General features: G+C 69.2%; 12 protein-coding genes and 3 tRNA genes. 7 read left to right on the forward strand and 8 right to left on the reverse strand.

Going from position 1 to position 14,926, the window contains the following annotated elements; translation table 11 throughout:
• Positions 1 to 31 precede the first annotated feature (31 nt).
• From AB0L56_RS18700 to AB0L56_RS18720, 5 genes are all read right to left on the reverse strand, one after another.
• Positions 32 to 1,306, reverse strand: a complete 1,275-nt coding sequence (locus AB0L56_RS18700; RefSeq protein WP_365424584.1) for a deoxyguanosinetriphosphate triphosphohydrolase — start codon at positions 1,304 to 1,306, stop codon at positions 32 to 34.
• A 217-nt stretch (positions 1,307 to 1,523) separates the two neighbouring features.
• Complete coding sequence (locus tag AB0L56_RS18705; RefSeq protein WP_365424586.1) at positions 1,524 to 3,452, reverse strand: ABC transporter ATP-binding protein; 1,929 nt, start codon at positions 3,450 to 3,452, stop codon at positions 1,524 to 1,526.
• Positions 3,452 to 5,185 (reverse strand): ABC transporter ATP-binding protein, encoded by a 1,734-nt coding sequence (locus AB0L56_RS18710; RefSeq protein ID WP_365424588.1) that lies wholly within the window; start codon positions 5,183 to 5,185, stop codon positions 3,452 to 3,454. The genes AB0L56_RS18705 and AB0L56_RS18710 overlap by 1 nt, the downstream gene beginning before the upstream one ends.
• Before the next feature lie 118 nt (positions 5,186 to 5,303).
• Positions 5,304 to 6,758 (reverse strand): FGGY family carbohydrate kinase, encoded by a 1,455-nt coding sequence (locus AB0L56_RS18715; RefSeq protein ID WP_365424590.1) that lies wholly within the window; start codon positions 6,756 to 6,758, stop codon positions 5,304 to 5,306.
• A gap of 63 nt (positions 6,759 to 6,821) precedes the next feature.
• Positions 6,822 to 7,127 (reverse strand): YtxH domain-containing protein, encoded by a 306-nt coding sequence (locus AB0L56_RS18720; protein ID WP_365424592.1) that lies wholly within the window; start codon positions 7,125 to 7,127, stop codon positions 6,822 to 6,824.
• A gap of 169 nt (positions 7,128 to 7,296) precedes the next feature.
• Here AB0L56_RS18720 and AB0L56_RS18725 point away from each other — a divergent pair.
• The 3 genes from AB0L56_RS18725 to AB0L56_RS18735 all read left to right on the forward strand — a co-directional run bounded on the left by AB0L56_RS18725 (position 7,297) and on the right by AB0L56_RS18735 (position 7,702).
• Positions 7,297 to 7,369 (forward strand) — tRNA-Asn (locus AB0L56_RS18725).
• 5 nt (positions 7,370 to 7,374) lie between these two features.
• A tRNA-Asn gene (locus AB0L56_RS18730) sits at positions 7,375 to 7,447 on the forward strand.
• A 178-nt stretch (positions 7,448 to 7,625) separates the two neighbouring features.
• A tRNA-Ile gene (locus AB0L56_RS18735) sits at positions 7,626 to 7,702 on the forward strand.
• A 67-nt stretch (positions 7,703 to 7,769) separates the two neighbouring features.
• On the opposite strand, the gene AB0L56_RS18740 is transcribed toward AB0L56_RS18735, so the two are convergent.
• The gene (locus tag AB0L56_RS18740; RefSeq protein WP_365424594.1) at positions 7,770 to 8,024 is read right to left on the reverse strand and encodes a Txe/YoeB family addiction module toxin; all 255 of its coding nucleotides are present in this window, start codon (positions 8,022 to 8,024) and stop codon (positions 7,770 to 7,772) included.
• The gene (locus AB0L56_RS18745) at positions 8,021 to 8,284 is read right to left on the reverse strand and encodes a type II toxin-antitoxin system prevent-host-death family antitoxin (protein WP_361022839.1); all 264 of its coding nucleotides are present in this window, start codon (positions 8,282 to 8,284) and stop codon (positions 8,021 to 8,023) included. Before AB0L56_RS18745 ends, AB0L56_RS18740 begins: the two co-directional genes overlap by 4 nt.
• Positions 8,285 to 9,589: 1,305 nt before the next feature.
• On the opposite strand from AB0L56_RS18745, the gene AB0L56_RS18750 reads away from it, so the two are divergent.
• Both AB0L56_RS18750 and AB0L56_RS18755 read left to right on the forward strand, forming a co-directional pair.
• On the forward strand, positions 9,590 to 10,417 hold the full coding sequence (locus AB0L56_RS18750) for a hypothetical protein (RefSeq protein WP_361022836.1): 828 nt from the start codon (positions 9,590 to 9,592) through the stop codon (positions 10,415 to 10,417).
• Positions 10,414 to 12,219: a ThiF family adenylyltransferase gene (locus tag AB0L56_RS18755; RefSeq protein WP_365424597.1), complete on the forward strand. Its 1,806-nt coding sequence runs from the start codon at positions 10,414 to 10,416 to the stop codon at positions 12,217 to 12,219. Before AB0L56_RS18750 ends, AB0L56_RS18755 begins: the two co-directional genes overlap by 4 nt.
• A 17-nt stretch (positions 12,220 to 12,236) precedes the next feature.
• On the opposite strand, the gene AB0L56_RS18760 is transcribed toward AB0L56_RS18755, so the two are convergent.
• Positions 12,237 to 12,386 carry a hypothetical protein gene (locus AB0L56_RS18760; RefSeq protein ID WP_361022830.1) on the reverse strand — a complete coding sequence of 50 codons (150 nt, stop codon included), beginning with the start codon at positions 12,384 to 12,386 and terminating at the stop codon, positions 12,237 to 12,239.
• A gap of 217 nt (positions 12,387 to 12,603) precedes the next feature.
• Between AB0L56_RS18760 and AB0L56_RS18765 the strand changes: the two genes are divergently transcribed.
• Together AB0L56_RS18765 and AB0L56_RS18770 are read left to right on the forward strand one after the other, a co-directional pair.
• The gene (locus AB0L56_RS18765; protein ID WP_361022827.1) at positions 12,604 to 13,101 is read left to right on the forward strand and encodes a MarR family winged helix-turn-helix transcriptional regulator; all 498 of its coding nucleotides are present in this window, start codon (positions 12,604 to 12,606) and stop codon (positions 13,099 to 13,101) included.
• Between the two features lie 167 nt (positions 13,102 to 13,268).
• Entirely contained in the window at positions 13,269 to 14,864 is a 1,596-nt protein-coding gene (locus AB0L56_RS18770; protein ID WP_365424599.1) for an MFS transporter, read from the forward strand.
• Positions 14,865 to 14,926 lie beyond the last annotated feature (62 nt).

Here is a 14,926-nt window from a genome sequence, read left to right on the forward strand (position 1 = left end):
AAGGGGGAGTGACCCGATCAGGCCATACGGGTCATCCCTGCCCCGTCAGCCGGGCGTGAAGCGAGCGCGCCGAGGCGTCCGTGAGGGACGCGATCTGGTCGACGATCACCCGCTTGCGGGCGCGGTCGTCCGGGGCCCGGTCGAACAGGGTGCGGAACTGGGGGTCCAGGCCCTCGGGGGCGCGGGCGGTGAGCGCCTCGGCGAGTTCCAGGACGACGATGCGCTGGTCGGCGCGGAGCAGTTCCTGCTCGGCGCGCTGCATGACGTACCGGTCGGCGACCGCCTTGAGGACCGCGCACTCCATCCGGGTGCCGCGCGGGACCACCAGCTCGGCCGCGTACCGGGTGAGGCGCCCGCTGCCGAAGGCCTGCCGGGTGGCGCCCTCCGCGGCGAGGCAGAAGCGGCCGATGAGCTGACTGGTGGCGTCCTTGAGACGGGCCTGCGAGACGGCCGTGCCGTCGTAGCCGTGCGGCCACCACTCCTGGGCGAGGAGGCGGTCGAGGGCCTCGGCCAGTTCGGCGGGGTCGGTGTCCGCGGGCACATACCGGCCCACCGCGACGGCGAAGACCGCCCGGCGTTCGGGTTCGGCGTGCAGGCAGTTCGGGTCGATGTGGCCGGCGTGCAGGCCGTCCTCCACGTCGTGCACCGAGTAGGCGACGTCGTCGGCCCAGTCCATGACCTGGGCCTCGAAGCAGATGCGGCTGCCGGGGGCCTCCTTGCGGACCCAGTCGAACACCGGGCGGTCGTCCTCGTAGACCCCGAACTTCGGGGAGTCCGGGTCGGTGGGGTGGGCGCCGCGCGGCCAGGGGTACTTGGTGGCGGCGTCGAGGGTGGCGCGGGTGAGGTTGAGGCCGACGGAGCCCTCGGGGGTGAACCGTTTGGGTTCGATACGGGTGAGGAGGCGCAGGGACTGGGCGTTGCCCTCGAAGCCGCCGCAGTCCTCCGCGAACTCGTTCAGCGCCTGTTCGCCGTTGTGCCCGAAGGGCGGGTGCCCCAGGTCGTGGGAGAGACAGGCGGCCTCGACCAGGTCGGGGTCGCAGCCGAGGGCCGCGCCGAGCTCGCGGCCGACCTGGGCGCATTCGAGGGAGTGGGTGAGGCGGGTGCGGGGGCTGGCGTCCCACACCTGGCTGTGCTCGCCCGGCGTGACGACCTGCGTCTTCCCGGCGAGGCGGCGCAGTGCGGCGGAGTGCAGGACGCGGGCGCGGTCGCGCTGGAAGGCGGTGCGGCCGGGGCGTTTGTCGGGCTCGGTGGCCCAGCGGGCGACTGACGTCGGGTCGTATGCGGTGGGGGGTGCGGTGCCTTCCATGCCTCGACAGTAAGGGGAAGCGGTGACAACCAGGGTGGGCCCTGGCCCGACGGGGCTCCCGCGCCGCGCCCCGCCTTGATTCGCCCCCGCCGCCCCTTCCCGTCCCGTCCCCGGGGGCGCTGCCCCCGGACCCTCGCTCCTCAAACGCCGGAGGGGCTGACAGAACTGGGGGCGCTGCCCCCGGACCCCCGCTCCTCAAACGCCGGAGGGGCTAAATTCAGTCCACCACCGCCACCGCCTCCGCGAACTGTGCCTTGTACAGGCGGGCGTACGCGCCGTCCGAGGCGAGTAGCTTCTCGTGGGCGCCCTGTTCGACGATCGAGCCGTTCTCCATCACGAGGATCGTGTCCGCGTCCCGGATCGTCGACAGGCGGTGTGCGATCACGAAGGACGTACGGCCGTGCGCCAGTTGGGCCATGCCCTTCTGGATCAGCACCTCCGTACGGGTGTCCACGGAGCTCGTCGCCTCGTCCAGGACCAGGATCACCGGGTCGGACAGGAACGCCCGGGCGATTGTGATCAGCTGCTTCTCACCCGCGCTGACCCCCGCCCCCTCGTCGTCGATCACCGTGTCGTACCCGTCGGGAAGCGTACGGATGAACCGGTCCGCGTGAGCGGCCCGCGCCGCCTCCTCGATCTCCTCCCGGGTGACCTCACGGGACGCCCCGTACGCGATGTTCTCCGCGATGGTGCCGCCGAACAGCCAGGTGTCCTGGAGCACCATGCCGATCCCGGAGCGCAGTTCCTCCCGGGACATCCTCGCGATGTCGACCCCGTCGAGGGTGATGCGCCCGCCGGACACCTCGTAGAACCGCATCAGCAGGTTGACCAGCGTCGTCTTGCCGGCTCCCGTCGGCCCGACGATCGCCACCGTCCGGCCCGGTTCCACCGTCAGCGACAGGTCCTCGATCAGCGGCTTCTCGGGGTCGTACCGGAACGACACCCGCTCCAGCTCCACCCGCCCGAGCAGCCGCTCCGGCTTCTCGGCCGGCGACGGGTCCGCCTCCTGCTCGTCCGCGTCCAGCAGTTCGAAGACCCGCTCGGCGGAGGCGACACCCGACTGCACCAGGTTCGCCATGGAGGCGACCTGCGTCAGCGGCATCGAGAACTGCCGCGAGTACTGGATGAACGCCTGCACGTCCCCGATGGACAGCGAACCCGACGCCACCCGCAGACCGCCGACGACCGCCACCAGCACATAGTTGATGTTGGATACGAACAGCATCAGCGGCTGCATGATGCCGCTGTTGAACTGCGCCCTGAACCCGGCCTCGTACAGCGCCTCGTTCTCCTCGGCGAACCGCTTCGCCGACTCCTCCTGCCGCCCGAACACCTTCACCAGGGTGTGCCCGGTGTACATCTCCTCGATGTGCGCGTTGAGTGTGCCGGTGGTCCGCCACTGGTCCACGAAGTGGGGCTGCGACCGCTTGCCCACCCGCGTGGCGACGACGAACGACAGCGGCACCGTCACCAGCGCCACCAGCGCCAGGATCCACGAGACGTAGAACATCATCGCGAGCACACCGATGATGGTGAGCAGCGAGTTGATCAGCTGTCCCATCGACTGCTGGAGCGTCTGCCCGATGTTGTCGATGTCGTTGGTGGCGCGGCTCAGCACCTCGCCGCGCTGCCGCTTGTCGAAGTACGACAGCGGCAGCCGGGACAGCTTCGCCTGCACGTCCTCGCGCATCCGGAACATGGTGAGGTTCACCGCCCGGTTCACCAGCCGGGTCGCCACCGCCATCAGCAGACCGGCGGCCAGGAACACCGCCAGCGCCCCCAGCAGGACGTTCCCCACCGCCGTGAAGTCGATGCCGTCGCCGGGGGTGAAGTCGGTGCTGCGGAGCATGTCGGCAACGTCGCCGTCGCCCTGCTCGTGCATCGAGTCGAGGACCTGCTCCTTGGTGGCGCCCTCCGGCATGTCCCGGCCCACGATCCCGGCGAACACCAGGTCGGTGGCCTCACCGAGGATCTTCGGCCCGACCACGCTGAGGCCCACGCTCAGGACGACACAGGCCAGCAGCCCGTAGATCGTCAGGCGTTCCGGCCGGAACCGGGCGATCAGCCGTTTGCTCGACCCCTTGAAGTCGAGCGACCGCTGGTCGGGGCCGCCGCCGGCCATCATCCGTCCTCCGGGCCCCGCCATCAGGCAGCCTCCGCTTCCGTCAGCTGGGAGAGCACGATCTCCCGGTAGGTCTCGTTGTCCGCCATCAGCTCGTGGTGCCGGCCGGTGCCGACGACCCGGCCCTCGTCCAGGACCACGATCCGGTCGGCGTCCCGGATCGTGGCCACCCGCTGGGCGACGATCACCACGGTCGCCTCGGCCGTCTCCCGGGCGAGGGCCGCGCGCAGGGCCGCGTCGGTGGCGTAGTCGAGCGCGGAGAAGGAGTCGTCGAAGAGATAGATCTCCGGTCGCTGCACCAGCGTCCGGGCGATCGCCAGACGCTGGCGCTGACCGCCGGAGACGTTCGTCCCGCCCTGGGCGATCGGCGCGTCGAGGCCGCCCTCCAACCGCTCCACGAAGTCCTTGCCCTGCGCCACCTCCAGGGCGTGCCACAGCTCCTCGTCGGTGGCGTCCGGATTGCCGTAGCGCAGGTTCGTCGCCACCGTGCCCGCGAACAGATACGGCTTCTGCGGCACCAGACCGACGGTCCGCGCCAGCAGCCGGGGCTCGATGTCCGCCACCGGCACCCCGTCGACCAGCACCTCGCCGTCGGTGGCGTCGAACAGCCGCGGGACCAGACCGAGCAGCGTGGACTTGCCGCTGCCGGTCGAGCCGATCACGGCGGTGACCTCGCCGGGCCGCGCCACCAGGTCCACCGACCTCAGCACCGGCTCCTCGGCGCCCGGGTAGCGGAAGCCCGCGCCCGGGATCTCCAGATGCCCGTGCCGGCGCAGCTCGGTGACGGGCGCGACGGGCGGCACGACGCTCGAGGAGGTGTCCAGCACCTCGTGGATGCGCTCGGCGCACACCTCGGCGCGCGGCACCATCATGAACATGAACGTGGCCATCATCACGGACATGACGATCTGCATCAGATAGGCGAGGAACGCCGTCAGATCACCGATCTGCATCCCGCCGCTGTCGATCCGGTGCGCGCCGAACCACACCACCGCGATCGACGACAGGTTCACCACCGTCATGACCACCGGGAACATCAGCGCGAGCACGTTGCCCGTGCGCAGCGACACATCGGTCAGCTCGGTGTTGGACTCACGGAACCGCCCCTGCTCGTACGCGTCCCGCACGAAGGCACGGATCACCCGGTTGCCGGTGATCTGCTCGCGCAGCACCCGGTTCACCGTGTCCAGCCGCTTCTGCATCGCCCGGAACAGCGGGCGCAGCCTGCGTACGATCAGCGTCACGGAGATGCCCAGCACGGGTACCACCCCGACCAGCACCCCGGACAGCGGAACGTCCAGCCCGAGCGCCATCACGATGCCGCCCACACACATGATCGGCGCGGACACCATCAGCGTGAACGCCATCAGGGTCAGCATCTGCACCTGCTGGACGTCGTTCGTCGTACGGGTGATCAGCGAGGGCGCGCCGAAGTGACCCACCTCACGCGCGGAGAACGACTGCACCCGGTCGAACACGGCGGCGCGCACGTCCCGGCCCAGGGCCGCCGCCGTCCGGGCGCCGTAGAAGACGGCGCCGACGTTGCACACCACCTGGGCCAGCGAGATGCCGATCATCAGGGCGCCGTAGCTCAGGATGTAACCGGTGTCACCTCTCACGACACCGTTGTCGATGATGTCGGCGTTGAGCGTGGGCAGGTAGAGAGTGGCGCAGGTCTGCAGTAACTGCAGCAGCACCAGCAGGGTGATGGGTCTGGTGTAGGGGCGGAGGTGGGACCGCAGAAGTCGTATGAGCACGCTGAATCTCTCGGGTGGTCGACACGGGGCGTTCGGTTGCCCGTGGCCCCTATCGTCGAACACTCCACCCGCGTTACCTCAACCGAATTAACCCGCCGGCGCGCGAGACGACCGCCCGCTATATGCGGAACGCGCCCGGATGCGTCTGCTCCCGCACCGACACGAACTGCTGGCGCACCGCCTGTCCCACCGCCAGCTCCTCACCGGGATCCAGCACCTGCGCCACCGCGCCCTGCCACACCGGCGGCGTCCGCGGATCGAGGGTGCCCTGCGACACACCGAGCGCCCACGCCGCCTGCCGGGCCGCGCCGATCGCCGCGTAGTCCGCCGGCTGCGGCACCACCACCTGCGCCCCGAACAGCGAGGGCGCCGCCGCCTGCACGGCGGGCAGCTCCGCGGCCGGACCCAGCAGGAAGACCCGCCGCACGTCCACGCCCCGGCCGCGCAGCACATCCAGCGCGTCCGCGAGCCCGCACAGCATCCCCTCGAACGCGGCCCGCGCCAGATGCTCGGCCCGCATCGACTCGCGCCGCAGCCCCGCCAGCGTCCCTGCGGTGTGCGGCAGCTGCGGGGTGCGCTCACCCTCCAGATAGGGGAGCAGCACCAGCCCGTGCGCACCCGGCGTCGACTTCATCGCCAGCTCGGACAGGCTCTCCAGATCGGGCAGCCCGAGCAACTCCGCGGTCCCGCGCAGCGCCCGTACGGCGTTGAGGGTGGTGACGACGGGCAGATGCATGCCGGTCGCGTCGGCGAGAGACGTGATCATGCCCTGCTGGTCGACCAATGCCTCGGTGTGTACGGCCATCACGGACCCGGAGGCGCCCAGCGACACCACCGCGTCGCCCAGCCCGATCCCCAGCCCGAACGCCGCCGCCATCGTCTCGCCCGTACCCGCGGAGATCAGCAGCCCCTCCGGCGTCGTACCGGCCGCGTCCGCCGGGCCGATCACCTCCGGAAGCATCACCTGGTGCCCGAGCGCCAGCTCCACCAGATCGGGCCGGTAGCCGCCGGTGGCCGCCGCCCAGTAACCGGTCCCGGAGGCCCCGCCCCGGTCGGTCGTCCGCCGCACCGGCCGGCCGAGCAGCTGCCACACCAGCCAGTCGTGCGCCTGGAGCAGTACGGCGGTGCGCGCCGCGTTCTCCGGTTCGGTACGGGCCATCCAGCGCAGCTTGGTCACCGGTTGCGCGGCCCCCGGCACACAGCCCACCGCCTGCGCCCACGCCTCGCGCCCGCCGAGCGCGTCCACCAGGTCGGCCGCCGCGACCTGCGCCCGCTTGTCACCGCCGGTCATCGCGGGCCGCACGGTGTTGCCCTGCGCGTCCAGCGGCACCAGCGCGTTGGCCTGCGCGGACACGCCGATGGCCTGCACACCCTCCAGCAGTCCGCCGCCCGCCGCCTCGCCCAGCGACAGCAGCCAGGCCTGCGGGTCGACATCGGAGGGACGGCCGCCGCCGTCGGCGCCCTGCACCGGATGCTGGGCATACCCCTGCCTGAGCACGGCCCCGGTGTCCGTGTCACACACGACGATGCGAGTGAAATCGGGCGCACTGTCCAGCCCGGCGACTATCCCCATACGGCGAATTTTGCCGCATGGGGAGGGGTGGGTGGGCCCGGGCGCCGCAGGGTGGGGCAACCGTCAGGTGTTGCTGGTGCCCCAGTCGTCCTCGGCCGGGCCCTGGGCGGTGCGCTCGCGCAGGGCGTGCACCCGTTGGGCGACCGTGTCGGGCATACGGTCACCGACCTTGTCGCTGACCGCGTGGTACGCCTTGTCCGCGAGCTCCCGGCCCTGCTGCGCCGCGCTCTCGGCCGTGTTGCGCACGGCGGGGTTCTGTGCAAGCTGCTGGGCCGACCTCTTCATCTGCTCGTAGCGCTCGCGCCCCGCTTTCGTGCCCAGCACGTAACCCAGGACGACTCCGGCGACGAACGTGAGCCGGTAACGCATGGCGGCCACCCTTCCCGTTGTTCCCGTCTGCGTACTTCTCCGGTGCGGCGACAGCGCCGGGGAGTACCGATTGGCGGAGCACCCCCCTGCTTGCGCTAATGTATGTGTCGCAGCGAGCGCGCGCCCCCTGGCGGTTACCCAGGTGGGTGCGTTCGATGCAACGAGTCATTCCTCCGTAGCTCAATTGGCAGAGCAGCCGGCTGTTAACCGGCAGGTTACTGGTTCGAGTCCAGTCGGGGGAGCTCGGTCCTCCGTAGCTCAATTGGCAGAGCAGCCGGCTGTTAACCGGCAGGTTACTGGTTCGAGTCCAGTCGGGGGAGCATGCTGAACGAGGACCCCCGCAGGGGTCCTTTTTCATGTCCGGGGGAACCGTGGGGGGCTCGGAGAGGTCTCCATGGTCAACGAGGCCGTACGCAGCCGACCATCCGAAGCAGGAGATCGTATGAGCGGCTATGCTGCGGCAGACGGCGCGCACACATGTACGCGACACGCCGCTATGGGGCGGTAGCTCAGCCGGTTAGAGCAGCGGACTCATAATCCGTCGGCCGTGGGTTCGAGTCCCACCCGCCCCACCACACGCCTCCGCGTCCGGGGTCCACTCCGGGGTCGACCCCGTCGGCGAGGTGCCACAAAGTGGCCGTGTCAGTAGTGGTATCGAGCCTGAACGATGATCAACTCGTCGTCGGTCGGTTTGTAGACGAGTCGGTGTGTGTCGTCGAGTCTCCGGGACCAGTAGCCCGACAGGTCACCCTTCAGGGGCTCCGGCTTGCCAATGCCCTTGAAGGGGTCGCGCGTGGTGTCGCCGATCAGCTTGTTGATGCGCCTGACCATCTTGCGGTCATTCTCGGCCCAGTAGGTGTAGTCCTCCCAGGCGTGGGACGTGAACGAGATCTTCATGCACGCTCCGCGTCGGGGTCGATCAACTCGCGATGCTGACCCTTGCCGGCCTCCGCCTCGGCGATGGAGTCCAGCAGGCGGCGGGCGTTCTTCGGGGAGCGCAGGAGGTGCACGGTCTCCGTCCAGGAGTTGAAGTCCTCTTCGGACATGAGGACCGCGTTCCCCTTGCGGGAGGTGATGTGAATCGCGGCGTGGTCCTCGTTGACTTGCTCGATCAGCGGGAACAGGTTCTGGCGTGCCTCGCTGGCGGTGATGGACATGCTTGCCGCCTCCTCTCTGGGTTTGTACAAGATATGGTACGAGTCGCGATGGTGTCCACTGGCCGTCGCGGGCTGATGATGAGGGGGTGCAGTCGACCTTTCATGGTTGCGGGGGATGTGGCGGCGATCCAGAGCCCTGGATATGACTCGACCGCCTACCGCCTCACCTGCGTGGACTGCCGCGTTCCGGCTGCCAATGCCTGTGACCGACGTGGTCGGCTTTGCGGTGTTCTTCACCCGCCGCGGCTCGACCGAGCATGGGCGGCGGGCTCTGTGCATCTCCTGCGGCGGCCTCTCGGGCGCGTCCGGCTGTCACGCCGCGCGTAGGGGCGTGGAGCGTGGACGCGTGTCAGGGGACGCGTCCCTACATGGGTGCGCAAGGGCGGCAGCCCTCCGTAAGCGAGGACACGGAAGAGGTCGAACGGGCCGTGCGGGACTGTCTGGACGTACTGACTGGAGTGCGGACTCAGAGGTCCTGCCCGGTGTGCGCGACGGGCCATGACGGCCGGTCGACGGGAGCCATGGCGACTCGACCATTCCGTCCATCGTGGAGATGCCATGCCGATTGAGCAGTTCGAGCTGTTGGGCTCCTCACTGCTGGGCCATGGTCTGGGGATGTCGTCCGAAGAGCCCGACCGCACCCGCCGGTTCGGACGGGGGTGGTTCGACCGGCAGCTTGCGGAGTTGCGGCGCAGGGCGTGCGGGCATGAGCGCCTCCCAGGGGCGCAGCGCTCGAACGGTCTCTTGTCGCGGCGACCTTGTTGGCTGAGCGCTCAACCATGTGCCGGATGGGACTTCGAGCCGCTGACCAGGGTGCCGATGCAGGTGGCGAACAGCCTCTCAGCGAGAGTTCGCGCAGGCCGGACGCTCGCTGATGCGGGCGGCCTCGGTCCCTGACAGGCGTAGTTCCGACTTCGGACTGTGCCGGCGGCTACGTCAGAAATGCCGCCGGCTCAAGCGGCCCAGGCCGAAGGTTCCGTCGGTCCGCGAAGTACCTCCTTGATCTTCTGCCACGCCGGTCGGCGGCGAGCGTATCTCCCTGCGGACCAATGCTGCGTGGACAGGACTGCAAAGGGATGCGGATTAGCTGTCGTTGTCTCGGTGAGGCGCCCTTTTCCCTGCCGTCACTTCCGTCCCCGAGTGAAGTACAAGATACGACCGGAAAAACGATTCCTCGCCATCAATCTCTTTTGCCGGAAAGTATTCGCAGGGTAGCTTTCCTGTCATCCACCAACGGGGGCGGGTATCAGAGACAAGGCGGCGCACGCCTCCGCTCCCCGCTCGTCACACAGCAGGAGGGCGGCCGTGGCAGCTTCGCCCCGCAGTTCCCACAATTCCCACGACACCACTCGGGAGCCCATCGTCCTGACGCCCCAATACGATGAAGAGACCGACTCCTTCGTCTTCACTCGCCCGGACGACCCGGTGTCCGGGGGCGAAAGCGTCCTGGACGTGCGTGATGTGGAGTTGGTACCGGGACAAAGCCCTGCACTGGTTCATCTGGCGGAATCCCCGGAGGGCCAGAGGATCCCCCTGTCCAGGCTCCCGCAGGAACGCATGGCTTCCGGTGAACAGGCAGCGTCCTGGGAGGATGTCCGTTCGATGATTGAGGAGATGGAGCGGAACAACGGGCCCGACGTTGAGCTGGTTCCCGGAGGGGGGTTCGTGAGGAGTGATTCCTCCGGGGTTTCCCAAGAGATCTCCAAGATTCCCCAGGAGCGCATGGCTGCGATAAATCCGGGCCCAACCCAGACCGACATCGACTTATTGAGCAGGCTGGACCCCCACAACGTCGAGAAATGGCAGCCTGTGGTCACCAGCTTCCTGACGGGCTGGAAATTTCAGATGCAGCCTCCCTGCTCGGGTCAGCTGCCCTTCGTCTTTTTTGCGTTCCGGTCCCCGAGTGACGGGAACGCGTTCCGGATCACCCCGATCCGGCCCAACCTGGACAACGTCATCAGCCACAAGAAGCACATGTACTCGGTGAAGGTCGGAGGGCAGAGCGTCTCCGTCCTCTGCGGCCCCGGTGGCCGTTCGGCCGCCGACCTGGCGGAAGTCCGCACCCACGCGGCCAAGTGGATGGCGTACACATCCCTGCGCATGGCCGGCAGGAAGCCGAGGTTCAGCAGGTGAGGGGCCGGGCGGCGGCTTCACGCTCAGCGGTCCATGCCCCGGTCCGGCTCACGGACGGCGTCATCGACGCCATTCGGGATCGACTGTGCAGCGTTCCTCCCGAGCGCGGCGGCGCGCTCCTCGGCTGCGGTTCCCTCGTGCACGTCCTCCTCGAGGACACCCACGGACGCTACAGCAGCGCCAGCTGGGACATGTCGGCTGAACTTTCCACGGCCGTCGGTCTCCTCGAACAGGCCCGGCACGGCAGGCTGGTCGGTACGGTCCATACCCACCCCAAAGGTGTGCCGGATCCCTCCCCGACCGATGTGGCCAGCACCGGCAGGATGCTGGAAATCAACCCGCATCTGGCGGAGCTGCTGATCGCGGTGGTCACCGAAGGCCGGCCCCGCACCCAGGACGTACGGCTTGGGAGCCGCCTGCGGATGTCCCTCCACGTCCTGCGGCGGGGTCCGCATCAGCACACTGTGCTGCAGCGGGTGCCCGGCACAGTCGTCCCGCTCTGCGCCGATCTGGCCTCTGCGGGACTGGACCTGCCCTCGGGGACATCCGTGCGTCGGCGGACGTCCCGTGGCCGGGAGAACCCGGCCACGGGCGACGACCTTGCCTCGATCATCCACGTCAACAACCGGCCCCGCCTGATCGTCCCCGTGCCCTCGGCCCCCGGCAGGGTGGGCGCGCTCTTCGTCGACGCCGAGTACCCCGTGGTGGGCCCGCTTGCCGTCACATGGGAGCAGGGTGACGGGTCACACGCGGGAAAGCGGTCGCCACGACCGGAACTGACGGCCCTGCCCTCGCCTTGGGATCCCACGGCGTCTCCTCAGGGGCAACTCGCCGGCCTGGCCCGTGCGGCGGTGGGCCGCCGAATGAGTGACGCGACGGACAGGGTGTGGCCCTTGGTCGGTGACCTGTCGAGTCGGCACGCCGTCGTGTGCGGACTGGGATCCGTGGGCAGCTGTATCGCCGAGCACCTGGTGCGTTCCGGCGTGGGCTCGCTGACGCTGATCGACCCGGATACCGTCGACGGGGCGAACCTGGCCCGTACCGTCTACGCCGCCGCGGACGTGGGCATGCGGAAGACCACCGCCCTGGCCCGCCGTCTGCGGGCCGTTGATCCGGCGGTGCGAGTCGACGAGTACCAGGAGCCGCTGGGCAACCTCGGCCTCGCCGAAGTTCTCGAAGGAGCCGACCTGGTGGTCGGTGCCACGGACGACATGGCCGAGCAGGCGGTGCTCGCCCACCATGCCTACGCGGCAGGTATCCCCATGGTGGCGTGCGCCCTGTATCGTGCCGCTGCTGCGGGCGAGGTGGTCCTCAGCGTGCCGGAGGCGCAGACGGCCTGCTGGAACTGTGCGGTGGGCTCCGGGGGCGGCTCGGGAGCCCACCGTCCCGAACCGGACTACGGGCTGGACGGCCGTCTCGTGGGCGAGGCGGCACTCGGCCCTTCGATCCACCTGGTGACCTGCGCGGCCTCCCAAGCCGCCATCGGGATCCTCGCGGGCAGTTCCTCCTCCGCCGGTGTCCCCCTGCGCCGGCTCATCCGCGAGCGGCGCACGCTGGGACTTGTCAGCACCGCACCTGACTGGGGTTTCTTCCCCAAGGTCATCCCGTCGATGCCGCACCAGTACGCGCCGCAGAGCGTCTGGGCCGTGGTGAAGTCGGATCCCGCGTGTCCCATCTGCGGGGACATCAGTCACCGCACGCCGCCGCTGACCTCGGCCCAGGGGCTCGAGGTCACCGGGATCATCGAAAAGCTGCGTGACGAGGCCGCTGTCACGCAAGAGGAAGGTGTGCCGGAGGGCTAGGTTCATCTGTCCCCGGCTCACCCCGCGTCGTCGTCGGACGCGTCCGGGGCGTCCGACTGGTCGCGTTCGCCCTCCGCCTGGGAGGGGGTGGTGTGGGGGACGTCGGGGGTGGTCCACTCGCCGTCGTCCCGGTCGCCCTCGGCCTGGGAGGGAGTGTGATCGCTCATCGTGTCGCCTCCTCATTGCGCTGATCCCGCCGGTCCTGTCCGCCGGGTACCCCGCACCGGCCCGGCTCACCGTGACGAGCGGCGGGCCGGTGCCCCCTGTCCGGCTTCCGGTCGGTCGTCCGGGCCGGGCACGTTCCATGCCGCCGAAGCGTTGGTATCTTCGATAGTGGCCATACGTATGGTTGAAGCATCACGGATGCATGAAGGGAGTCGGCTCATGGCGCGCAGCGGCAACGCGGAGCAAGACGGGGCGCCTCTGCGGCCCCGCGAGGACTTCCTGATCGCCGAGCGTCCGGGATATCTGCTCCACAAGGCGGCTTTGCTGCTGGTCGAGGACGTGGAGAAGGCCCTGGAGACGGTCGGTATGCGCAGCCGGTACTTCTTCGTGCTGGCCTCGCTGGCGGGCGGGCCCGAGTTGTCCCAGCAGGATCTGAGCCGACTGCTCAACCTCGACCCGACCACGGTCGTGACGGTCATCGACGAGATGGAGCGCAACCGGCACGTGGAGCGCCGGCGCAACCCCGTGGACCGGCGGCGCTACAACCTGGTGCTCACCGACTCCGGCCGTGCGGAGCTGGCGAAGGCGGACGGTGTGGTCACCGAGGTCGAATCCTCCTTCTTCGGGATGCTGGCCGCCGACGAGCGTCAGATGCTGCGCAAGATGCTCGACCGGATGCTGGCCGGCCGTTGGCCGGCGTCCGTGTGCACCGACTGACCGACCGGCAAGTGTGAGGAGAGGGCGGGCCCTTGGGGCCCGCCCTCTCCTTTCGTGTGCGGGCTCCACGCAGTCGGGCGCCGCGCCTCTGCGGAGGTTGACTCCCGGCTTTCCAATCATCTATTTTTCCATCATCGATGAATCCGGTTGATAGGAGAGTCGCCCGCATGTCCACAGCACACGAGCCATCACCCACGAGGTGGTGGACACTGGGGATCGTCGCGCTGGGCACGTTCATGCTCATGCTCGACCTGAGCGTGGTGGCCGTCGCACTGCCGCAGATCCACGAGTCCCTTGACAGCAGCTTCGCCGACCTGCAGTGGGTGTTCGACGCCTACGCCCTCACGCTCGCGATCTTCCTGGTGGCTGCGGGCTCGCTCGCCGACCGGCTCGGACGCAAGCGGCTCTTCCAGGTGGGCTTCATCATCTTCACCATCGCCTCGCTGGCCTGCGGTCTGGCCGGCGACGCCACCTCGCTGAGTCTCTACCGCGCCGTCCAGGGCGTGGGCGCCGCGATCATGTTCGCCGTCGGCCCGGCCATGCTCGGCCATGAGTTCCACGGCAAGGAGCGCGGGACCGCCTTCACCGTCTTCGGTGCCGCCGTCGGTCTCGCCGTCGCCACCGGTCCGCTCATCGGCGGTTCGCTGACCAGCTCGCTCTCCTGGCGCTGGATCTTCTACATCAACGTGCCGGTCGGCATCATCGCCGTCCTCATCGGCGCGCTGCGGGTGCGTGAGTCCCTCAACAAGCGCGCGCCTGCCACGGACTGGGCGGGTCTGCTCACGTTCAGCATCGCGCTCGGGGCGCTGGTGTTCGCCACCATCAGGGCGCCCGAGGAGGGCTGGACCAGCTTCAACACGCTCGGCCTCTACGCGGCCAGCGCGGTCTTCCTGGCGGTGTTCCTGGTCATCGAGAGGCGCCTCGGCGACCGCGCCATGATCGACCTGGCGTTCTTCCGCAATCCCACCTTCGTCGGCATTTCCCTCGTTGCCATGATCGGCAACGCCGGCGCCCTGCCGTCGGTCTTCTTCGAGACGAGCTATCTGCAGAACATGCTCGGCATGGACGCCTGGGACGCGGGTCTCCGGTTCCTGCCGCTGACCGGTGCGATGTTCGTGGCCGGAGCGATCGCCGGCGGTCTCATCGGCAAGGTCCCCTTCAGGGTGCTGCTCGGCGGCTCCACCCTTGTCATGGCCATCGGCCTGCTGTTCCTGAACCTGGCGGAGGTCGACTCGGCCTGGACGGTGCTCATCCCGTCCCTGATCATTGCCGGCTTCGGTATGGGCGCCTTCAACCCGACCCGGGCGGCGCTGGCCATCGGTGTCGCGGAGCCCGCCAAGTCCGGCGTGGCCTCCGGCATCAACGAGACCTTCCAGCAGGTCGGTGTCGCGGTCGGCATCGCCGGTGTGGGCGCCTTCTTCCAGAACCGGGTGGCCGACGAGTTCGCCGCCTCGGCGGTCGGGCAGCAGATGGGCGAGAAGGCCGCGGAGGAGGCCGGGCACGGCATCAGCGCCGGTGCCTTCGACGCCGTCGCCGCCAACGCGGGTGCGCTGCAGGAGCAGGTGGTGGCCGCCGGCCGCGACGCGTTCATGACCGCCTTCCACGGCGCCATGACCTTGTGTGCGATTCTCGGCTTCATCGCCGCGCTGATCGGCTTCCTCCTGATCCGCACCAAGGACCTTCACGCCAGCGCACTGTCGACCATCCCGCCGGACGTCGACGAGGACGGCCGGCTCCGGGCGGAGCCGGTGGGCGCCTCCTGATCCACCTCCGCGCGCGAACAGCGCCCGGCCGGGACTCCCCGGTCGGGCGCTTTTTCGTGTGT

The sequence above is a fragment of the Streptomyces sp. NPDC052079 genome, from assembly GCF_040680275.1.
In the GTDB taxonomy this organism is placed as follows: Bacteria; Actinomycetota; Actinomycetes; order Streptomycetales; family Streptomycetaceae; genus Streptomyces.

Bases quoted from the DNA above. Each gene is read 5' to 3' on its own strand.
- AB0L56_RS18700 (WP_365424584.1), bottom strand. From the start codon at position 1,306: ATGGAAGGCACCGCACCCCCCACCGCATACGACCCGACGTCAGTCGCC.
- AB0L56_RS18705 (WP_365424586.1), bottom strand. From the start codon at position 3,452: ATGGCGGGGCCCGGAGGACGGATGATGGCCGGCGGCGGCCCCGACCAG.
- AB0L56_RS18715 (WP_365424590.1), bottom strand. From the start codon at position 6,758: ATGGGGATAGTCGCCGGGCTGGACAGTGCGCCCGATTTCACTCGCATC.
- AB0L56_RS18720 (WP_365424592.1), bottom strand. From the start codon at position 7,127: ATGCGTTACCGGCTCACGTTCGTCGCCGGAGTCGTCCTGGGTTACGTG.
- AB0L56_RS18740 (WP_365424594.1), bottom strand. From the start codon at position 8,024: ATGAAGATCTCGTTCACGTCCCACGCCTGGGAGGACTACACCTACTGG.
- AB0L56_RS18745 (WP_361022839.1), bottom strand. From the start codon at position 8,284: ATGTCCATCACCGCCAGCGAGGCACGCCAGAACCTGTTCCCGCTGATC.
- AB0L56_RS18760 (WP_361022830.1), bottom strand. From the start codon at position 12,386: ATGAGCGATCACACTCCCTCCCAGGCCGAGGGCGACCGGGACGACGGC.
- AB0L56_RS18765 (WP_361022827.1), top strand. From the start codon at position 12,604: ATGGCGCGCAGCGGCAACGCGGAGCAAGACGGGGCGCCTCTGCGGCCC.
- AB0L56_RS18770 (WP_365424599.1), top strand. From the start codon at position 13,269: ATGTCCACAGCACACGAGCCATCACCCACGAGGTGGTGGACACTGGGG.